The 19,725-nt window shown below is 57.3% G+C and carries 17 protein-coding genes and 1 riboswitch; of the genes, 5 read left to right on the forward strand and 12 right to left on the reverse strand.

Annotation, left to right across the window (positions count from 1 at the left end; all coding sequences use genetic code 11):
- Positions 1 to 32: 32 nt before the first annotated feature.
- On the reverse strand, positions 33 to 1,241 hold the full coding sequence (locus C1N64_RS02045; protein ID WP_394515208.1) for an MFS transporter: 1,209 nt from the start codon (positions 1,239 to 1,241) through the stop codon (positions 33 to 35).
- Positions 1,242 to 1,335: 94 nt separating this feature from the next.
- Here C1N64_RS02045 and C1N64_RS02050 point away from each other — a divergent pair, with 94 nt between their 5' ends.
- Positions 1,336 to 2,268, forward strand: coding sequence for a LysR family transcriptional regulator (locus C1N64_RS02050; RefSeq protein ID WP_367143556.1), 933 nt, complete (start codon positions 1,336 to 1,338; stop codon positions 2,266 to 2,268).
- A 60-nt stretch (positions 2,269 to 2,328) separates the two neighbouring features.
- On the opposite strand, the gene C1N64_RS02055 is transcribed toward C1N64_RS02050, so the two are convergent.
- The 8 genes from C1N64_RS02055 to C1N64_RS02090 form a co-directional block, all read right to left on the reverse strand.
- Positions 2,329 to 2,832 carry a TIGR00645 family protein gene (locus C1N64_RS02055; RefSeq protein WP_006121131.1) on the reverse strand — a complete coding sequence of 168 codons (504 nt, stop codon included), beginning with the start codon at positions 2,830 to 2,832 and terminating at the stop codon, positions 2,329 to 2,331.
- 54 nt (positions 2,833 to 2,886) lie between these two features.
- Positions 2,887 to 5,562, reverse strand: coding sequence for a two-component system sensor histidine kinase KdpD (gene kdpD, locus C1N64_RS02060; RefSeq protein WP_375124548.1), 2,676 nt, complete (start codon positions 5,560 to 5,562; stop codon positions 2,887 to 2,889).
- Between the two features lie 13 nt (positions 5,563 to 5,575).
- Positions 5,576 to 6,145 (reverse strand): potassium-transporting ATPase subunit KdpC, encoded by a 570-nt coding sequence (gene kdpC / locus C1N64_RS02065; RefSeq protein WP_006121133.1) that lies wholly within the window; start codon positions 6,143 to 6,145, stop codon positions 5,576 to 5,578.
- A 10-nt stretch (positions 6,146 to 6,155) separates the two neighbouring features.
- The gene (kdpB, locus tag C1N64_RS02070; RefSeq protein WP_033738291.1) at positions 6,156 to 8,201 is read right to left on the reverse strand and encodes a potassium-transporting ATPase subunit KdpB; all 2,046 of its coding nucleotides are present in this window, start codon (positions 8,199 to 8,201) and stop codon (positions 6,156 to 6,158) included.
- A 2-nt stretch (positions 8,202 to 8,203) separates the two neighbouring features.
- On the reverse strand, positions 8,204 to 9,886 hold the full coding sequence (gene kdpA, locus C1N64_RS02075; protein ID WP_110268700.1) for a potassium-transporting ATPase subunit KdpA: 1,683 nt from the start codon (positions 9,884 to 9,886) through the stop codon (positions 8,204 to 8,206).
- A complete protein-coding gene (gene kdpF / locus C1N64_RS02080; protein WP_033738296.1) occupies positions 9,886 to 9,975 on the reverse strand; it encodes a K(+)-transporting ATPase subunit F in 90 nt (29 codons plus the stop codon). The genes kdpA and kdpF overlap by 1 nt, the downstream gene beginning before the upstream one ends.
- A gap of 111 nt (positions 9,976 to 10,086) precedes the next feature.
- Positions 10,087 to 11,253 (reverse strand): HD-GYP domain-containing protein, encoded by a 1,167-nt coding sequence (locus C1N64_RS02085; RefSeq protein ID WP_039342807.1) that lies wholly within the window; start codon positions 11,251 to 11,253, stop codon positions 10,087 to 10,089.
- 159 nt (positions 11,254 to 11,412) lie between these two features.
- Positions 11,413 to 11,913, reverse strand: coding sequence for a GNAT family N-acetyltransferase (locus C1N64_RS02090; RefSeq protein WP_006121137.1), 501 nt, complete (start codon positions 11,911 to 11,913; stop codon positions 11,413 to 11,415).
- A 74-nt stretch (positions 11,914 to 11,987) separates the two neighbouring features.
- Between C1N64_RS02090 and C1N64_RS02095 the strand changes: the two genes are divergently transcribed.
- Positions 11,988 to 13,820, forward strand: a complete 1,833-nt coding sequence (locus C1N64_RS02095; RefSeq protein WP_039342812.1) for an ABC transporter ATP-binding protein — start codon at positions 11,988 to 11,990, stop codon at positions 13,818 to 13,820.
- Here the strand turns inward: C1N64_RS02095 and C1N64_RS02100 are convergent.
- Positions 13,817 to 14,941 carry a GNAT family N-acetyltransferase gene (locus tag C1N64_RS02100; protein ID WP_006121139.1) on the reverse strand — a complete coding sequence of 375 codons (1,125 nt, stop codon included), beginning with the start codon at positions 14,939 to 14,941 and terminating at the stop codon, positions 13,817 to 13,819. The genes C1N64_RS02095 and C1N64_RS02100 overlap by 4 nt on opposite strands.
- Positions 14,942 to 15,133: 192 nt before the next feature.
- On the opposite strand from C1N64_RS02100, the gene C1N64_RS02105 reads away from it, so the two are divergent.
- Positions 15,134 to 15,739 carry an alpha/beta hydrolase gene (locus C1N64_RS02105; RefSeq protein WP_110268697.1) on the forward strand — a complete coding sequence of 202 codons (606 nt, stop codon included), beginning with the start codon at positions 15,134 to 15,136 and terminating at the stop codon, positions 15,737 to 15,739.
- Positions 15,740 to 15,762: 23 nt separating this feature from the next.
- On the opposite strand, the gene crcB is transcribed toward C1N64_RS02105, so the two are convergent.
- Positions 15,763 to 16,140 (reverse strand): fluoride efflux transporter CrcB, encoded by a 378-nt coding sequence (crcB, locus tag C1N64_RS02110; RefSeq protein ID WP_006121140.1) that lies wholly within the window; start codon positions 16,138 to 16,140, stop codon positions 15,763 to 15,765.
- 93 nt (positions 16,141 to 16,233) lie between these two features.
- Positions 16,234 to 16,310, reverse strand: a riboswitch (Fluoride riboswitch).
- 233 nt (positions 16,311 to 16,543) lie between these two features.
- On the opposite strand from crcB, the gene C1N64_RS02115 reads away from it, so the two are divergent.
- Positions 16,544 to 17,467, forward strand: a complete 924-nt coding sequence (locus C1N64_RS02115) for a nucleoside hydrolase (RefSeq protein ID WP_039342816.1) — start codon at positions 16,544 to 16,546, stop codon at positions 17,465 to 17,467.
- Positions 17,468 to 17,503: 36 nt separating this feature from the next.
- Here C1N64_RS02115 and C1N64_RS02120 read toward each other — a convergent pair whose 3' ends face one another.
- On the reverse strand, positions 17,504 to 18,532 hold the full coding sequence (locus tag C1N64_RS02120; protein ID WP_039342818.1) for a zinc-binding alcohol dehydrogenase family protein: 1,029 nt from the start codon (positions 18,530 to 18,532) through the stop codon (positions 17,504 to 17,506).
- A gap of 139 nt (positions 18,533 to 18,671) precedes the next feature.
- Between C1N64_RS02120 and C1N64_RS02125 the strand changes: the two genes are divergently transcribed.
- Positions 18,672 to 19,574 (forward strand): GntR family transcriptional regulator, encoded by a 903-nt coding sequence (locus C1N64_RS02125; protein ID WP_054632905.1) that lies wholly within the window; start codon positions 18,672 to 18,674, stop codon positions 19,572 to 19,574.
- Positions 19,575 to 19,725 lie beyond the last annotated feature (151 nt).

The raw sequence follows: 19,725 nt of genomic DNA on the forward strand, positions 1-19,725 counted from the left end.
AAGCCTGGCACATTTGCTGGCGGGCGGAAGAATCAGTCCCTGAGGTGACGACTGGCGAGGCGGATCAACAGGCTGACAGCGGCGGCAACGGTGGATAACACGACAACGCCATTCCAGCCCCAGTTCGCCAACGCCAGGCTACCCAGTGCCGCCCCGCTGGCCATACCGATAAACACCACGGTAAACAGCAGGGCATTTAGCCGGCTACGCGCCTCGGGAACCAGACCGTAAATCAATGTCTGATGGGCCACCAGGGTCGCCTGCACGCCTAAGTCAAAACCTATTGTGCTGATAATAATGACGGCCAGTTGAGCTGACAGCGGCAGGAAAGGCAGTAAAAACATCAGCGCGAAAGAGAGCGTCACCAGACCGGCACCAAACTGGGTGACGCGCGCCGGGCCAATACGATCCGCCACGTTCCCGGCCAGCGGCGCCGCCAGCGCGCCTGCCGCCCCTGCCAGGCCAAAAGCACCGGCAATGGCACTGTCAAAATGGAAGCGGTCGCTAAGCATGATCGCCAGCGTTGACCAGAATGCACTAAAACTCACGGAGAGCAGTCCCTGTGCCAGCGCCGCACGCCGCAGGGTTTGATGCGCACGCCATAAGTGCACCAGTGACATCAGCAGGCGGGGATAGCTTACCGACGTACCCGGCGCAAAGCGTGGCAGTACGCGCCACAGCGTCAGGCTGATCAGCAACACGGCCACAGCCGCAATCATGTACATGGTGCGCCAGCCAAAATACTCCGCCACCACACCGCTAACGACACGGGATAATAAAATGCCGACCAGTAAACCCGTCATCACCGTGCCAACCGTTTTACCCCGGCTGGCCACCGGGGCGAGCGCGGCCGACGCCGGAACAATGTCCTGTGCCACGGTCGCCGTCAGGCCGGTGATAAAACTGGCGATAAGCAGTGCGCTGATGCCGCCGGAAAAGCCACACAGCAGAAGCGCCATGACTAGCAGTAACCCTTTGATCAAAATAATGGTGCGACGATCGTGGCGATCGCCGAGCGGGGCCAGCAGCAGGATCCCCAGCGCATAACCCGCCTGGGTTAACATGGGCACCATACCGACGCTGCCAACGCTTATCTGGAACTGCTTGCTGATGATGTCGAGCATGGGCTGACTGTAGTAAATCGATGCCACGCTCAGACCCGCACCGGTTGCTAACGTAAAAACAAGGGGCGCAGGCAGGCGCTCAGTTGAATGCCGGTTCAGGTTGTGTACCACTGTCATAGTGAAATCCTCGAAAAAAGCGTGTGGCAAGTAAAGCCTGTTTTTGGCATACGCGGTAGACTGATAAAAAACAAAACGGTTATACGTGGGGCGCATGATCAATTTCAGCAATAACGATCGTATCGCATTGATGCATACCTTTATTCGCATTGTCGAAAGCGGCAGTTTGTCTGCCGCCGCAGTGCAACTTGGCACAACGCAGCCCACTATCAGCCGTCGGTTGCAGGCGCTTGAGCACGGGCTCGGCGTGAAGCTGATACTGCGCACGACGCACGCGCTCAAGCTCACCGATGATGGCGAACGCTGTTATGCACAGGCACGGCAACTGCTCGCCACCTGGCATGCGCTGGAAGACGATTTAACCGGCGCAGGTAGCGATCCCGTCGGGACACTGCGGGTACGCGCGCCGCATGCATTTGGTCAGGATCAACTGGTCGCCCCGCTGGTGGACTTTATGCGCCGCTATCCCCGTTTACGCATTGAGTGGATGCTTAACGACAGAACACCCGATTTTGTGGCCGAGAACGTTGACTGCGCCATTCAGGTCGGCGCGCCTACCGATCCTTCGGTCGTGGCGGTGCTGCTGGCCGAAGTGCCGCGCATTGTTGTCGCGGCCCCTGAGCTGCTCCGGCAGCATGCACCGATCACCCGGGTCGAACAGCTGGGCGCGTTGCCCTGGCTCGCGTTAACCAGCTTCTACCGTAACGAAATCGCGTTACAGCATCAGGACAAAGGTGAACCGGTGAATCTGCCGATCGCCCCTGTTTTAAGCAGCGACAGCCTCTATGCGGTACGCAAAGCCGCGCTGGCGGGCCTGGGGGCCGCCATCGTCTCGTCGTGGGTGATACAAGAGGATTTAGCAGAGGGCAGGCTGGTCCAGCTCATGCCGGAATGGCAGGCTCCGGCGTTACCGGTATGGCTGACCTATCCCTGGGCGAGCTATTATCCTGCCCGGCTGACTGCGTTTTTTGCCATGATCAAGGCGGTGTTGCCTCATCTGGCGGGGGCACGGCCGGCGTCAGGCTGACGCCGGCATCTCGCGGGAAAAGCGACGTCAGTCGCCGGCGCGGATAACGCGTGCCGTCGGTTACACGTTTTTCTTCTCTGCCCGCGACATGCTGTCCAGCCAGCCCATCACAAAGGCCGACAAAACGAAGGTCAGATGGATGATCACGTACCACATCAGCTTATCATTTTCGACATTGCGCGCGTCCATAAACACCCGCAGCAGGTGGATGGAGGAGATAGCCACAATCGACGCCGCCACTTTGTTTTTCAGCGAGCCGGAATCCATCTTACCCAGCCAGCTCAGCTTCTCTTTGCCCTCATCAATATCGAGTTTGGAGACAAAGTTTTCATAGCCAGACAGCATCACCATCACGAGCAACCCGCCGACCAGCGTCATGTCCACCAGTGACAGCAACAGCAGGATCAGATCGTTTTCTGCAATGCTAAAAATGTTGGGCAACAGGTGAACAATTTCCTGGAAAAATTTGATGGTCAGTGCCAGTAATCCCAGCGAAAGTCCAATGTAAACGGGAGCCAACAGCCAGCGCGATGCATACATCAGGTTTTCGGTAAAACGTTCCATAATTTCCCAGTCATAAGCAGTAAAGTCGCGCATTATAACCGATCATCTGTGAAGTTATTTCAGCCCTTCAGGAGAAATTTCAGGTGCGGGCGGCAAGGGTAAAGAAAGGCGGAAACAGGCCCCACCTTCCGGGCGATTTTCCGCCCAGATCTGACCGCCGTGACTCTCAATGATGGTTTTACAAATGGCCAGTCCCAGTCCGACGCCTGGCACGGCCGACTCTTTGTCGCCACGCGAAAACTTATCAAAAATACGGGTCATGTCCTGTTCCGCGATGCCCGGACCGCCATCCCAGACGGCAATTTCCAGGCGGGCATGATCACACCAGGCGCGGATCCCGCGCGGCGCGCAGTTACCGGCGTATTTGAGGCTGTTTTCGATCAGGTTGGTAAACACCCGCTCCAGCAAGGTGCTGTCTCCCTTAATCAGGACGATATCCGCAGGCAGATCGAGTTCGACCGCCTTTCCTTTCAGCGACGGTGCCATGCTACTGAGCGCCCCGCCGATCACCTCTTCGAGAGCCAGCCACTCTTCCCGTAAATTCAGACCGCCGGACTGAATACGCGCCATATCCAGCATATTGCTGACCAGACGAATCGTGCTCAGGGTCTGTTCGCGAATCTGGCTGGCCTGGGGCACATATTTTGAATTATCACTGGCCAGGTCGAGCATCAGCATTTCCGCCTGACCAAACAGCACGGTTAAGGGCGTGCGTAAATCGTGAGACAGCGCCGACAACAGGGCATTGCGTAACTGTTCACGCTCGGCGGCCAGCCGCGAAGCCGCTTCACTCTGCGACAGCGCCAGACGTTCCAGCGCGTTCGCAATCAGGACGGTGAAGGTTTCTAACAGCCGCTGCTGTTCGGGAATCATCAACTGGCGCACGTTTTCTGGCTCGACGACCAGCAGTCCGCGACAGGATTCTCCTACCTTCAGCGGCAGAATCTGGTAGGGCACGGCCGGTAACGTGTCTGTGCCTGCGCCGGCTGGCTGGCCTTTGCTGTAGCTCCATTTGGCGATAGCCCAGTCCGGTTCATTTCCCGGCAGCGCGTTGCCCAGGGTTTGCAGCTCGCCCTGCTCATCCGGCAGCAGCAGCAGGGATCGGGCCTGCAATGTGGCGTCGAGCACGCGCTGACTGGTGGCCGCGATATCCTCGGGTGTCAGACCGCTGCCCAACGATTTAGCCATTTCATACAGTTGCCGGGTGCGCTGTTCGCGATAACGCGCGACGCGCGCCTGGTAGCGCACGCCCGCCGTCAGGTTACCCACGATCACGCCGACCGCCAGCATTACGCCAAAGGTCACCAGGTACTGTAAATCGGAGACGGCAATCGTGCCTTTCGGTGCCACAAAAAACAGATCAAAGGCAATGATGTTGATGACTGTGGCGATCACGGATGGCCATCGGCCATAACGCAGGGCCACGATCACCACCGCCAGCAGGTAGATCATCACGCAGTTGGCCGGATCAAAGCTGATCAGCACCGATTGTCCGGCGGCGGTGACCAGAATACACAGCACCAGCGCCATCATGACGCCGCGCAACTGCATGCGCCATTTGTCGCTGTTAACCCGTTCGCTGGCTAAGGGATGCGGCGCATCCTGCATGGGCTCATTGAGTGCCACTACCAGCAAATCCAGATCCGGGCCCAGTTGCCCCAGCCGCTCAGCAAAACTGTCGCGTCGCCAGCGTCGCACGGGACGCCGTCCGGTCACAATCTTGCCCAGATCGTGTTCCCGCGCGTAGCGTAGCACCGCCTGAGCGTCGTCGGGATCGGAGAGCGTTGCCGTTTCCGCGCCCATCTCCTGCGCCAGTTTGAGCGTCCGCAAAATGGCGCGGCGACGGGCCTCCGGTAAGCGGTTGAGGCGCGGCGTTTCAACATAGACAGCATGCCATTCGCTGCCGAGCCGGGCGGCCAGCCGTGCCGCCGTACGAACCAGTTTCTCGCTGCCCGTATCGTCTCCGATACAGAGCAAAATCGCGTCGCGCGTGTGCCAGACCTTGTCCCGTCCCTGGCTGTCGCGCCAGGCGCGCATCTGGTCGTCTACCCGATCGGCCGTGCGGCGCAGTGCCAGCTCACGAAGCGCAAACAGGTTGCCTTTGCGGAAGAAATTTTCGATGGCCCGCTCGGCGCGATCGCCAATGTAGACCTTGCCCTCTTTCAGACGTTGCCGGAGATCGTCAGGCGGCAGATCCACCAGCACCACTTCATCGGCGCTGTCAAAAAACGGGTCTGGTAAGGTTTCACGCACCTGAATGCCGGTAACGCCGCCGACCACATCATTCAGGCTTTCCAGGTGCTGAACGTTCACTGTGGTCAGCACATCGATGCCCGCATCCAGCAGTTCTTCAATATCCTGCCAGCGTTTGGGATGTCGCGAGCCTTTCACGTTGGTATGAGCCAGTTCATCCATCAGGATGACCGCCGGATGACGTGCCAGCGCGGCATCCAGATCGAATTCAGCATGGCGGGATCGGCCGGTAGCGCGACGCGGCAGCACCACCAGTCCGTTAAGAAGCTGGGCCGTTTCCGGCCGCTCGTGGGTTTCCACCACGCCGACCAGCACGTCGAGTCCCTGGGCACGGAGCCGCTGCGCCTCCTGCAGCATGGCGTAGGTTTTCCCTACCCCCGCACAGGCACCAAAATAGATCTTGAGCTTACCGCGATGGCTGTCACTGTTGGCCTGTAACAGCGCATCCGGATCGGGGCGCAGCGGTTCGTGATTCATAGCGTCCTTTTACTTATTTAAGATCGTTCAGCGCCAGATTGAGTTGCAGCACATTCACCGTGGGTTCGCCGATAAATGGGAGCAGCGGACGTTGGGTCAGGCTGTCCACCAGCGCATCCACTTTCGCCAGCGGCAACTGACGGGCCGCCGCCACGCGCGGTGCCTGCCACAGCGCTGCCTGTGGCGAAATCTCTGGATCAAGCCCACTGGCTGAACTGGTCACCAGATCCACCGGCACCGGCCCATTGGCCTGCGGATTGGCTGCACGTAACGCGGCAACGCGTTCAGCCACCGCTTTGTCGAGTGCCGGATTACTCGCGGCCAGGTTACTGCCACTGGATGCCAGGGGATTATACGGTTTGTCGCCGGTGGCAGAAGGACGGCCCCAAAACTCGCCAGGCTGGCTAAAAGCCTGCCCAATCAGTGCAGAGCCCCGTTCTTCACCTTCTACCTTTAACAGCGATCCGTTAGCCTGCCAGGGAAACAGCCACTGCGCCAACCCGGTCGTGAGCAAAGGATAAACTACGCCACATACAACCGTTAGCAGCAGCAGCAGAAAAATTGCCGGACGTAACTGACTCATTTTATTCTCCTCAGGCCATACCAAACAGCACAAGCAACATATCGATCGCTTTGATACCGATAAACGGCACCAGCAGTCCACCTAATCCATAAATCAGCAAATTACGGCGCAGCAGTGATGCGGCGCTTAATGGCCGGTAGCTCACGCCTTTTAAGGCCAGCGGAATCAGGAAGACGATTACCAGGGCATTAAAAATCACTGCCGACAGAATCGCGGAGGACGGTGAGTGCAGCTCCATCACGTTGAGCATATTGAGCTGAGGATACGTAGCCGCAAACGCCGCCGGAATAATGGCGAAGTATTTGGCTACGTCGTTGGCGATACTGAACGTGGTTAACGATCCGCGCGTCATCAACATCTGTTTACCGATATGGACCACTTCCAGCAGCTTGGTCGGGTTGGAATCCAGATCGACCATGTTGCCTGCCTCTTTTGCGGCCTGCGTCCCCGAGTTCATCGCGACCGCTACATCGGCCTGCGCCAGCGCAGGCGCATCGTTGGTGCCGTCACCGGTCATCGCCACCAGGCGGCCTTCGGCCTGATACTGACGGATCAGCGCCAGTTTGGCTTCGGGTGTCGCTTCCGACAAAAAGTCATCCACGCCCGCTTCGGCTGCAATCGCGGCGGCGGTCAGCGGGTTATCACCGGTAATCATCACGGTTTTAATGCCCATTTTGCGCAGTTCGGCAAAGCGCTCTTTGATCCCGCCCTTGACGATATCTTTCAGCGCGACCACGCCCAGCACTTTCGGGCCTTCAGCGACCACCAGCGGGGTGCCGCCCGCACGGGCAACCTCTTCCACCCGGGCGTTTACTTCTGCCGGGAACGCACCGTGACTGGCTTCAATATGACGGCGCACCGCATCGACCGCCCCTTTACGAATCAGGCGGTTCTGCACGTTCACACCGCTCATGCGCGTCTGGGCTGAGAAGGGAATAAAACTGGCTCCCATGCTGCTCAGGTCCCGCTCACGCAGATTAAATTTTTGCTTCGCCAGGACCACGATACTGCGACCTTCCGGCGTTTCATCCGCCAGCGAGGCCAACTGGGCGGCATCGGCAAGCTGTTCTTCTGTGACGCCGGGGGCCGGTAAAAACTGGGTCGCCTGGCGGTTACCCAGTGTGATGGTGCCGGTTTTGTCCAGCATCAGCACGTCCACATCCCCGGCCGCTTCGACAGCACGACCGCTGGTGGCAATCACGTTTGCCCCCAGCATTCGGCTCATCCCCGCGACGCCGATGGCGGAGAGTAAACCACCAATCGTGGTAGGGATCAGGCACACCAGTAACGCAACCAGCACGGTGATGGTCACCGGCGTACCGCCCCAGGCGGAGAACGGCCACAGCGTGACGGTAGCTAACAGAAACACAATTGTCAGGGACACCAGCAGAATCGTCAGGGCGATTTCATTGGGCGTTTTACGGCGCTGTGCGCCTTCCACCATCGCGATCATGCGATCCAGGAAGGTTTCGCCGGGGTTAGCACTACAGGTGATGACCAGCCAGTCGGACAGAATACGCGTCCCGCCGGTTACCGAGGCAAAGTCACCGCCCGATTCACGAATCACCGGTGCGGATTCCCCGGTGATGGCACTTTCATCAACCGATGCGCCCCCTTCGACCACCTCACCATCGCACGGGATAACGTCACCCGCTTCCACTAATACCGCATCCCCTTTGCGCAGCTCATCGGCCGCAATCTGCTGCCATTTTGCTCCGTAATGCGCAGCCGACAGTTTTTTCGCAAAGCTGGTTTTTTTGACGCCTTTCAGGCTGTTCGCCTGGGCTTTACTGCGCCCTTCGGCCAGCGCTTCTGCCATGTTCGCAAACAGCACGGTAAACCACAGCCAGACAGACACCGCGCCGGTAAAACTGGCGCTGCCGCTCTGATAGCCAGTAGACATCAGCACCGCCAGTACCGTGGTCAGGAGACTGCCCAGGTAGACGACAAACATCACCGGATTACGAAACTGAACGCGTGGGTCGAGTTTTTTCACGGCATCGATTGCTGAAGTGCGCAAGAGCGCTGCGTCAAACACCTGTTGTTGACGACTCATGATTAATGTCCCTGAATAAGTTGCAGATGCTCGGCTACCGGACCCAGAGCCAGAGCGGGGATAAAGGTCAGTGCGCCCACCAGCAGGACGGTGCCCACCAACAACGCGATAAACAGCGGACCATGCGTTGGCAGCGTCCCGTTACCGACCGGCTGAATTTTTTTACCGGCCATAGAACCGGCAATCGCCATTACCGGCAGGATGATGCCAAAGCGCCCCAGGAACATGCAGATGGCCAGCAAAACGTTCCAGAACGGCGTGTTCGCGCTCAGACCGGCAAAGGCACTGCCGTTGTTGTTAGCGGCCGACGATACGGCGTATAACACTTCACTGAAGCCGTGGGTGCCTGGGTTAGCCATACCGGCCCGGCCAGCGTCGGTCATCATGGCGATGGCTGTACCGATCAGCACCAGCGCGGGCGTCACCAGAATGGCAAGTGCGGTCATTTTCATTTCCCAGACTTCGATTTTTTTGCCGAGAAACTCGGGAGTACGGCCAATCATCAGTCCGGCGATAAACACCGCCAGCAACACGAACAGCAACATCCCATACAAGCCCGCACCGACACCGCCGAAGATCACTTCGCCCAGTTGCATCAGCAACATAGGTACCATGCCGCCCAGGGCCGTGAACGAGTCATGCATCGCATTCACCGCACCACAGGACGCGGCGGTCGTGATAACCGCAAACAGGCTGGAATTGAGAATGCCAAAGCGCGTTTCTTTTCCTTCCATATTGATGGCGCTGTCCGCGCCCAGCGTCAGGAAGTGCGGATTCCCGTTCACTTCCGCCCACATCACGAAGGCCGCCGCCACGACAAACATCAGCGTCATTGACCACAGCAGCATGTTGCCCTGACGACGGTCTTTCACACATTCGCCAAAGGCAAAGCACAGCGCGGCCGGTATCAGGAAGATACTGAGCATCTGCACGAAGTTGGTCAGCGCGGTGGGGTTTTCAAACGGGTGAGCAGAGTTCGCGTTAAAAAAGCCGCCGCCGTTGGTGCCCAGCATTTTGATGGCTTCCTGCGAGGCCACCGGGCCCATTGCCAGCGTTTGCTGCGCCCCATCCAGGCCGGTAATCGTCTGATAAGGCAGGACGTTCTGAATGCTGCCCTGGCTGACAAAAAACAGCGCCATCAGCAGACTGACGGGCAATAACACGTAAAGCGTCACGCGCGTCAGATCGCGCCAGGCGTTACCCAGGGTTGCAATCGAGCGATTCGCAAAGCCCCGAATCAGGGCAAAGGCGACAGCGATACCGGTCGCGGCAGAGAAAAAGTTCTGCACGGTCAGGCCCACCATCTGGCTGAAATAGCTCAGGGTGCTTTCGCCTGAATAAGCTTGCCAGTTGGTGTTAGTGACGAAGCTAATCGCGGTGTTAAGCGCCAGATCCCAGCTCAAGGCCGGAAAGTGTTGTGGATTGAGCGGGAGCTTGTCCTGAAGCAGCAGTATAGCCATCAGGAGGATCAGGCCGAACAGGTTGAACAGCACAATGGCCAGCAGGTATTGCGGCCAGCGCATATCGCCTTGCTGTACCCCGGCGACGCGCCAAAACAGCGCTTCGGCACGGGTAAAAAGGGGTTTGTCCGCCACCAGCGCTGCCAGACCACGTCCCAGCGGCTGTGCCAACACCATCAGCACCAGCAGATACACCGCGATCAGTAAAAATGCATTGGCCGCCATCAGAAGGCCTCCGCATTCAACAGGGCATACACTAAATAGCCCAGCAACAACACGACCAGCACAATGCCGGTTATCACGCCTGCACTCACAGCAACCTCCAGAGGTTTGGATTTGCTGAATAGCTTGCGCTGAGTCACATAAAGAAAGGGTTAAAAAGCACTGGCACGCTGTAAAAAAGGTATAAAAATGGCGACGTTGGCTCAGGCAACGTCCAGCAACCAGACCCGGTTGAGGTCGATCGTTGGCCAGGCCGCGAGACTCTCCGAGCAGACAATGCTGTCCGTGCAAAAACTGTCCCCCAGATCGACCACTTCTGGTCTGACGGGGCGCTTAGCGTGCAACGACCAGAAAACATGTACGCGCGGCTTCTGAAGCGATTGTTCGCCCGCCTTGACCACCAGTGCAATACGTCCCGATGCCAGCCGCACCAGCGACCCCACCGGATACAGACCGATTGTCGTAACGAACGCATGCAGCAGCGTTGTGTCAAAATGCCCGCGCCAGGCCAGCATCGACTGTAAAGCTTGTGCGGGTGTCCAGCCCTCGCGGTAAGGACGCGTTGAGGTCAGGGCATCGTACACATCACAAATGGTGGCCATACGGGAATAGACGCTAATCTCATGGCCTTTATGGCGGTAGGGATAACCGCTGCCGTCATATTTTTCATGATGATGCAGGGCAATATCGACCAGGTCATCCCCTGCGTTCGCTTCCATCAGCATTTGTGCACCCGCTATCGGATGCTCGCACATGATGGCAAACTCGTCGTCGCTCAGCTTATCCGGTTTATTCAGGATACTGAGCGGTACGGCCGCTTTGCCAATGTCATGTAACAACCCTCCCATGCCAACGCGCTGAAGTTGATGCGCATCCAGGCCGAGCTTTTTACCCAGAGCGATCATCAAGCCACAGACCGCCATGGAGTGCAGGTAGGTGTAATTATCGTGATCTTTCAGTTGTGCCACGCGCAGAAGTGCGCTGGGCTCGCGCTCAATCGAACCGGCTATTTTATCCACAATATCAATCATACTGCTCAGATCGAGGCCGCAACCCATTCGCGCTTCGTTAAACAGCGCCAGGACCTTGATTTTGCCTTGTTCAAACAGCTGCTGTGCCTGTTCACGTTCCTGCGTAAAGGGAGCCTGCTGGCAGGGTGCGGTATGGACTGGCTCAGGAGGTGGTGATGAAATCGATTTCTCTTCATCAATCCATAACCGCTGAATACCTTCACGACGGAACATCGCAACCTGCTGCGGATCGGTGATCAGCATCTGATTACGAATACGTTTGTCTTTAAACCACCAGACCTCAAGTTTGTGGACGAACATGCCCGTTTTCAGTTCGTCGATCGTTATTAGTTTTATCACAATCGCCCTCCAGAGCATCAGTGGGTGATACCGTCATATCGGCAGGCGATGGGTTTTATGCAGGGCATTTTGTGCGAACTGTGGCACAGAACAACGTTTAAACATGTTGCGCGACTTTTGACCTTAACGCCGCGCGCAAAAACGGGCAATGCGCGGTCGTTACGCCACGTTGAGCAGTTTGGCCATCATCACCACATCATGAAGTTTACCTTCACGTAAGGATGCCTGACGACGCACCCCTTCGCGCTCAAAACCCAGCCTTTCATACAGCGCCAGCGCCCGATGATTGTCATGAAACACCTCAAGCTCCATGCGGGTGATGCCCAGCCAGTTACGTGCATAATCCATTGCCGTGCGGATCAACAGCTCGCCAATGCCGCGCCCTGAGAACGCCGGATTGACACCGATGCCGAAGCTGATGCAGTGACGCGTACGCGGATTATGATTTGTAAACAAGGTCAGCTCACCAACCATTTCGCCGTCTACTTCGGCAACAAAATTGATGAAGCCCTCGGCATCCATTTTTGCGAATTTCTTTTCCCAGGTGGCGACGCTGGGAAACGGCAATTGCAGCGTCCAGGGGAAAACCGCCGGATGGCCGTAAAGACGTTGGTAAGCCGCTGCATCATGTGGTTCACGGCCGCGCAGAGTGATATCCATAGAGAATCCTTTTTTTTAATCGGGCGTACACATGCACTAAGCTGTAATTCTTATCGAACGGAAAGAGTAACTGTATGTTGTATCGTCGTTTCGAACGTTTTATCAATATTTTTCAGGATGCCCCCACCGATATGCCGCCCTCACGGGTCTGGCCTTTTTATTTTTACTACCTGCGCCAGGTGTGGCCAAGCTTCGCCGCACTGCTGGTGGTGGGGCTGGTGGGCGCGCTCATTGAGGTGGCGCTGTTCAGTTATCTGAGCCGCATCATTGATCTGGTTAACCATTCCACCCCGGCTACGCTGTTTCACGATAACTGGCCAACCTTACTCTGGATGGGCTGCGTCGCCCTGATACTGCGGCCGGTGTTTATTGCGCTGCACGATATGCTGGTTCACCAGAGCATTAATCCCGGCATGACCAGCATGATTCGCTGGCAGCACCACAACTACGTTCTGCGTCAGAGCATGAATTTTTTCCAGAACGATTTTGCGGGCCGGATTGCGCAGCGCATTTTGCAAACCGGCAACTCGCTCCGCGATTCTGCGGTGCAGTTGGTCGATGCCATCTGGCATGTGCTGATCTACGCCGCGACGGCGCTGGTGCTGTTCGCCGAAGCGGACTGGCGTTTGATGATTCCGCTCATTATCTGGATTGTGCTTTACAGCGCGGCGCTGCGCTATTTTGTGCCGCGCGTAAAGGCCCGTTCCGTGGTGTCCTCAGAAGCGCGCTCGAAACTCATGGGCACGATTGTGGATGGTTACACCAATATCGCTACCATCAAGCTGTTCGCCCATAGCGACCTGGAGCGGCAGTACGCACGTGAGGCGATTCAGGAGCAGACAGACAAAACGCAGCAGGCTAACCGCATGGTAACCAGCATGGATTTGACGCTGTCGACGCTCAACGGCGTTCTGATTGTCGCCACGTCCGGCCTGGCGCTGTGGCTGTGGAGCGCATCGCTGATTAGCGTCGGTGCCATTGCCCTGGCGACCGGCCTGGTTATCCGTCTGGTTAATATGTCCGGTTGGGTGATGTGGGTGGTGAACGGCATTTTTGAAAATATCGGCATGGTGCAGGACGGACTGAACACCATTTCCCAACCGCTTAGCGTGCAGGATGCGCCCCAGGCGAAACAGCTCAGAGTGACGCAGGGGGAGATTCGCTTCGACAACATCCGTTTTAACTATGGTGGCGAGCGGCAGGTGATTAATGGCCTGAACCTGACCATTAAACCGGGGGAAAAGATTGGCCTGATTGGACCTTCCGGTGCCGGAAAATCAACGCTGGTCAATCTGCTGTTGCGTCTTTACGACCTGAACGGCGGGCGCATCCTGATTGACGGTCAGTGTATTGCCGACGTGACGCAGGAAAGCCTGCGCAGCCAGATTGGCATGATCACCCAGGATACCTCGCTGCTGCACCGCTCTATCCGCGAAAATCTGCTCTATGGCCGGCCCCATGCCAGCGAGGAAGAACTGCAACTGGCTATCCGTCGCGCCCGCGCCGACGAATTTATCCCGCTGCTGTCGGATTCCCAGGGCCGGACAGGGCTGGATGCGCATGTCGGTGAGCGCGGCGTAAAACTGTCTGGCGGGCAGCGTCAGCGTATAGCCATTGCGCGCGTGTTGCTGAAAGACGCGCCGGTTCTGATCATGGATGAAGCCACTTCCGCCCTTGATTCAGAGGTGGAAGCGGCGATTCAGGAAAGCCTGGAGTCGTTGATGCAGGGTAAAACGGTGATTGCCATCGCTCACCGTCTGTCCACCATTGCAAAAATGGACCGGCTGGTGGTGCTGGAACACGGCCAGATTGTCGAAATCGGTAGCCACCAGGAACTGCTGGCACAAAATGGCCTGTATGCCCGGCTCTGGCAACACCAGACCGGCGGGTTTGTCGGGGCGGACTAGTCGCCGCGTCGGTAGGGCAAGGCGTCCCTGGCTTCTTCGGCCCACAGGTGAACGCCCTGCCGCTCCTGCTGCAAAAAATCGTCAACGGCGGCGCGCAGGCCGGGATGACACAGGTAGTGCCAGGAGTGGGTAATCTGCGGTTCAAAACCACGCACCAGCTTGTGTTCGCCCTGCGCGCCCGCATCGAAGCGTTGCAGGCCTTCGGCGATGGCGAAATCCATCCCCTGATAAAAACAGGTTTCGAAGTGAAGCTGGTTAAATTCCGCCAGGCAGCCCCAGTAGCGGCCATACAGGCTTTCCCCGTCTTTAAGGTAAAAAGCCATCGCTGCGGGCTGCTGCTGCAAACGGGCAATGACGACGCGAATGTTTTCCGGCAGACGCGCGGCCAGTAAGCTAAAAAAGGCACGCGTCAGATAAGGACGCTGACCACGCACCGCGTACGTGTTGGCATAGCAGGTGTACACAAAATCCCATTGATCTTCACGCAGTTGATCGCCGCGATACCAGTCAAATTCAAAGCCGTTCAGGGCGACCTGCTCCCGTTCCTTGCGCAGCTGTTTGCGCTTGCGTGACATCAACGTATCCAGAAAGTCCTGGAAGTCGCGATAGCCGCGATTGTGCCAGTGATACTGGCAGCCCAGCCGCGCCAGCCAGTCGGGTTGTTCCGCCAGCAGCGCGTTAGCGTGAGAGTCGGTGAAATTGATATGCGCGCCACTCAACGCCTGGCGCTCCAGCCAGTCTGGCAGCCTCGACAGCAGTCGGATAGCGGCATCGGATTTGCCCAGCACGCGCGCGCCCGTTACCGGGCTGAAGGGAATGGCACCGAGCCATTTCGGATAGTAAGCGATACCGGCTCGCTGACAGGCATCGGCCCAGGCGTGATCGAACACGTATTCACCCTGTGAATGGCTTTTTTGGTAGCCGGGTAGCGCGGCGCAGAGTTCACCCTGCTCACGCCAGACCAGATGGGCTGGCTGCCAGCCCCTTTCCGGCCTGACGCTGCCGCTGTCTTCAAGGCTCAGCAAAAAGGCATGGCGTAAAAAAGGCTGATCATCAGGCAGCAGCGCATCCCATTCAGCGGCGGGAATGTCGGATAACGTGCTCAGGGTAAACAACGACATGCATAACTCCAGACGGCAAGCGGTGACGTTTCAGTCAAGCAGGTTTTACGTTACAGGGAAAGGGAGACGGCACGTAATGTTTGCCCTCCCCCGTACGACAGGCGGCCTTCCCGGCGGTCAGTTTGATTTTGACGTTAACCGGTGTAACTGTTCAAATACCTGTCAGACAACACAACTTTTACAGGAACCGGCATGGCAAAAGCACTGGTGATTTTTCTGCACGGCGTAGGCAGTAACGGCGACGATCTGGCACCTGTCGGCGATTATTGGGCAACCTTGTTACCCGATGTGGTCTTTGCCTCACCGGATGCGCCTTATGCTTTTGAACAGGGCATGGGCTATCAGTGGTTCAGTCTGGCGGGCATTACGTCGGAAAACCGTCCAGGGCGGGTTCGCGAAGCTCGTGAGGCGTTTGACCGCGTTCTGCGTGACCTGATGGCGCAGCATGATATGGCAGAATGCTGGGAGAAGGTCATCCTGGTGGGCTTTTCTCAGGGCTCGATCATGGCGCTAGATCTACTGGCCTCTGGCCGTTATCCCCTGGCGGGCGTGGTGGCATTTTCCGGCCGACTGGCCTTTGACGGCCCACTGACACCACTCGCGCATACGCCAGCCCTGCTGATCCATGGCCGGGCTGATGCGGTGATCCCCGTCAGCGAAAGTGAGTCAGCCGCGGCCCGCCTGAAAGCCGCGGCGGTTCCGGTCGAGGCATTGATTGAGCCACAGACTGGCCACACGATTTCAGCCGAGGGCGCCCTGCACGCCGCCAGCTTCATCGCTCAGTGTCTGCAGGACTAATGGCATCCGGTTTCGCGGCGGCGTTAACCCAACAGGTTAATCAGCGCAAAACCGGCAAAACTCATCAGCAACGAGCCAATGACATGCACCAGCGCGCTGCTCATGGCCCAGAGATATTTTCCGGACTGCAACAGGGTCATTAATTCTGCGGTAAACGTGGAAAACGTGGTGAGACCGCCACATAAGCCTGTAATGATCAGTAACCGCCAGGCGGGATCGAGCTGGGGATTTTTAATAAACCAGGCCATGGCCCCCCCGATCACAAAGCCGCCAATCAGATTCACCAGCAACGTACCCGGTGGAAGATTGGGGAAAAACGCATTGAAACGCATACCGAACCACCAACGCAGTACACAACCTACGCTGCCGCCCACGATCACAGCGAATAGCGGTTTTAACATCTTATACTCCCGTTAACAGGCATTGTGCAGAAGACGGTGGAGGGTCAGCAAATACCGGCACCTGACGCTCCCGCTCCCACGAAAGGATAAAGGATAGTGTCAGGCGTCATCAGCCGCAGGGGAAACCTGCTGGCGGTTGGGGAAGGTGGAACGCCATCACCTTGCGCAGGCAATCATACGATGCCTTTTTCTGACTGGCAACTCAGACCATGTGAACGCGCGCCCGTGATGTGCGGCTGACATGCAGTGTTAAAAACCCGACGCGGGTAGCCTTAAAAGGGGGGAGAATTCAGGTTTCCCCTTTTTCCGTTTTCCGCTTAAATAAATGACGGCTTTTACGCTTGCCGCGCCCACACAACGATTGTCGCCCCGGGTGAGGCGCTCACGCTTTCTGGAGAATCCTGTGCGCACTGTCATTTTTGATACTGATATCGGCGTGGATGATGCCTTTGCGCTGGCCTATGCCGCGCGGACGCAACATCTGCTGGGCATTACCACGGTATTCGGCAACGTTGCCGTGGGCCAGGCGGTGAAAAATGCGCGGCTCTTTTGCCAGAAAATGGCGATTGACGTGCCGGTGTACCGCGGCTGCGCCCGTCCGCTGGCACGGGAACCGAGCGCACCTGCCAGGCTGCATGGTGAAGACGGTTTAGGGGATGCGTTTGATAATCCGTTTAGCGACGACGCGCCCGGTGCCGTGCAGTTTATTATCGACAGCGTTCGTGCTAATCCCGGCGTCATTACGCTGGTGGCAATCGGCCCCCTTACCAATATCGCCAGCGCCATCAACCAGGCACCGGATATTATCCCGCTGGTCAAAGAACTGGTCATCATGGGCGGCGCCTTTGGTACCGATGGCCACAGCGGGAATGTGACACCGTTCAGTGAATTTAATATCTGGAAGGATCCTCATGCTGCGGATCAGGTCCTGTCCTCGGCCTTGCCGGTTATTCTGATCCCGCTGGATGTTACCCATAAAGTGTTGATCAATAGCGATGAGGTGGATCAACTACAACAGCCGATCCTGCGGGCGATCTGCCGCCCTTATCTGGCGTACAGTCTTGAGAAGGAAGGATTTGCGGGAATGGCGTTGCATGACACGCTGACGATATCCTGGCTGTGTTTGCCCGAGGCATTTACGCTGGTGGAAAGCCCACTGCGAGTGATTACCGAAGGCATCGCCTGTGGTCAGACGGTGCGCCAGATCAGCACGCTGGCTTCCCGTCACAACCCTTTTCGCGATTTGCCCCGACAACGCATCGCATTGGGCGTGGATGCCGACGCCGTGCGTCGCCACTTTTTCCAGTCGCTCTCCGGAACGGCGTAGCGCGTGCGGAGACAGCGCACACCGTTGTCTCCGGCTTCAGCGATCAAAATCGATAACGCCCTTAATTAACGCTCGATTGTTGATGACCTGCGCCTCAAAGTGTTCTGCCAGCGTCGAAAACGCGAAACGCCGGTTGAGCATCATATCGGCACGTAACGTCCCGGCCGCCATGAGTTCACGCACCCGATCAAAATCCTCACGGGTGGCGTTACGGCTACCCATGATCGTGCTCTCCTTCTTGTGAAACTCACTGTCAGGAATCACCAAATCCCCTTTATGCAGACCGACATACACGACTGTTCCGCCATGGCGAATCAGGCTTACGGCCGCGTTCATCGCCGCAGGATTGCCTGTGGCATCAAGCACCTTCAACGGCAGCCTGCCATCAAATTCGTTTCGCAGTGAGGTTATAAACGCCGCATCAGCCGGATTGAGTGCACAGAGGCCCAACTGCTGACTGACGTGCTGACGGCGGTAATCACTGGTATCCGCGACCACCACCTGCGCGCCGTTAGCAGCGGCAATGGCGGCAGCCCCCAGGCCGATCGGCCCCGCCCCCACGACCAGCACCTGCTCGCCCTGCGCCACCGCCGCTCGCCGCACCGCGTGGGCGCTGATGGCAAAAGGCTCAATGAGCGCTGCGGCTTCTGGCGCAAGATCGTCCACCACCAGCAGGTTAGCTGCCGGTACGCAAAGATAGTCGCTAAAGCCGCCATCCTGATGGACACCCATCACCGAAATGTTTTCGCAGCAGTTGGTTTTACCGCTGCGGCAGGCATCGCATTCAAAACAGGAGAGATAGGGAATCAGTGCCACCCGCTGTCCTGCGGCTAAATCGTGAACGGCAGCGCCTGTCTCCACCACCTCCGCACAGAGTTCATGGCCGAGGACACGCGGATAGCTAAAAAAGGGTTGGTTTCCTGCCCAGGCGTGAATGTCGGTGCCGCAAATGCCTGCGCTGACGATTTTAAGCAGCGCTTCAGTCGCGGCAGGCCGGGGTTGAGCGCGTGTAGCCCAGACCAGCGAACGCGGTTCTGCGATGACTAAGGCTTTCATAGTGGTCATGGCTACTCTCCGGTTATCAAAAGCGCAGTTATGGCGAATCTGGCTGCGGCACCGTATTCCCCTCTTCTCACTTTGTGAACCAGAACGGCTTTTTTGGGCCTTCAATGGTTTTTAATGCATAAAAAACCGGAGCCCCCGCATGAGCCGCAGCCAAAATTTACGCCATAACGTCATCAACCATATGCTGGAAAGCATCGCCCAGGGCCACGTTCAGTCGCCGCTGCCACCGCAGGCCGCCCTGGCCGAAATGTTCACAGTCAGCCGCACGACCGTGCGTCATGTGCTGAGTTATCTGCATGAGCGGGGCGTGCTGGAAAAAGTCAAAGACAGCTGGGTTATTGTGCGCGCGCCGGAGGCGCAGGACAGCCTGAACGCGGTGATGCCGCCGATTGATCAACAGGCCAGTCTGGTTGAAAAGCGTTTTTTCGATCTGATCAATCAGCGACAGTTGCAGCCCGGCGATACCTTCAGCGAGCTGCAACTGGCAAAGCAGGCCAATGTCAGCCCGGTGGCCGTGCGCGAATTCTTACTGCATTTTATGCGCTACAACCTGCTGGAACCGGTCAAACGCGGCCACTGGCAGATGAAAAAGTTTTCGCAGACGTATGCGGAAAAGCTGTTTGAGCTACGTGAAATGCTGGAAACCCATGCCCTGACGCGTTTTTTAAACTTGCCCATGGACGATGAACGCTGGATTCAGGCGCGCGATCTACTGGATCGGCACCGATCGATGCGTGAGACCATTGCCAGCAACTATCGCCATTTTGCGGCGCTGGATAAGCAACTGCACTCGCTGATTCTGTCTGCCGCCAATAACCCGTTCTTTAATCAGTCGCTGGAGATTATTTCCGTTATTTTCCATTCGCACTATCAGTGGGATGAAAGCGATCTGAAGCAGCGCAACATCGTTGCCCTGGAGGAGCATATGGCGATTTTGTCTGCGTTAATCGGTCGCCGGGATGTGGATGCGCTTTGCGCCCTGCACAGTCATCTGGCCACAGCCAAGCGATCCATGATCCGCAGCATTAATCAGTACAATTAAAAACCGATTAAAAACCGATTAAAAACCGCAAAGCATTAGCTCTCGCACGATTTTGAAACAACTTTACAACATCTCTGCTTTATCGCCCTTACTCTTCATCGCAACGCGTCGGCGGCCCTGTGCCGTCGGGCATCCTTAATGCTCACAATAA

The sequence above is a fragment of the Pantoea sp. SGAir0215 genome (assembly GCF_043543215.1).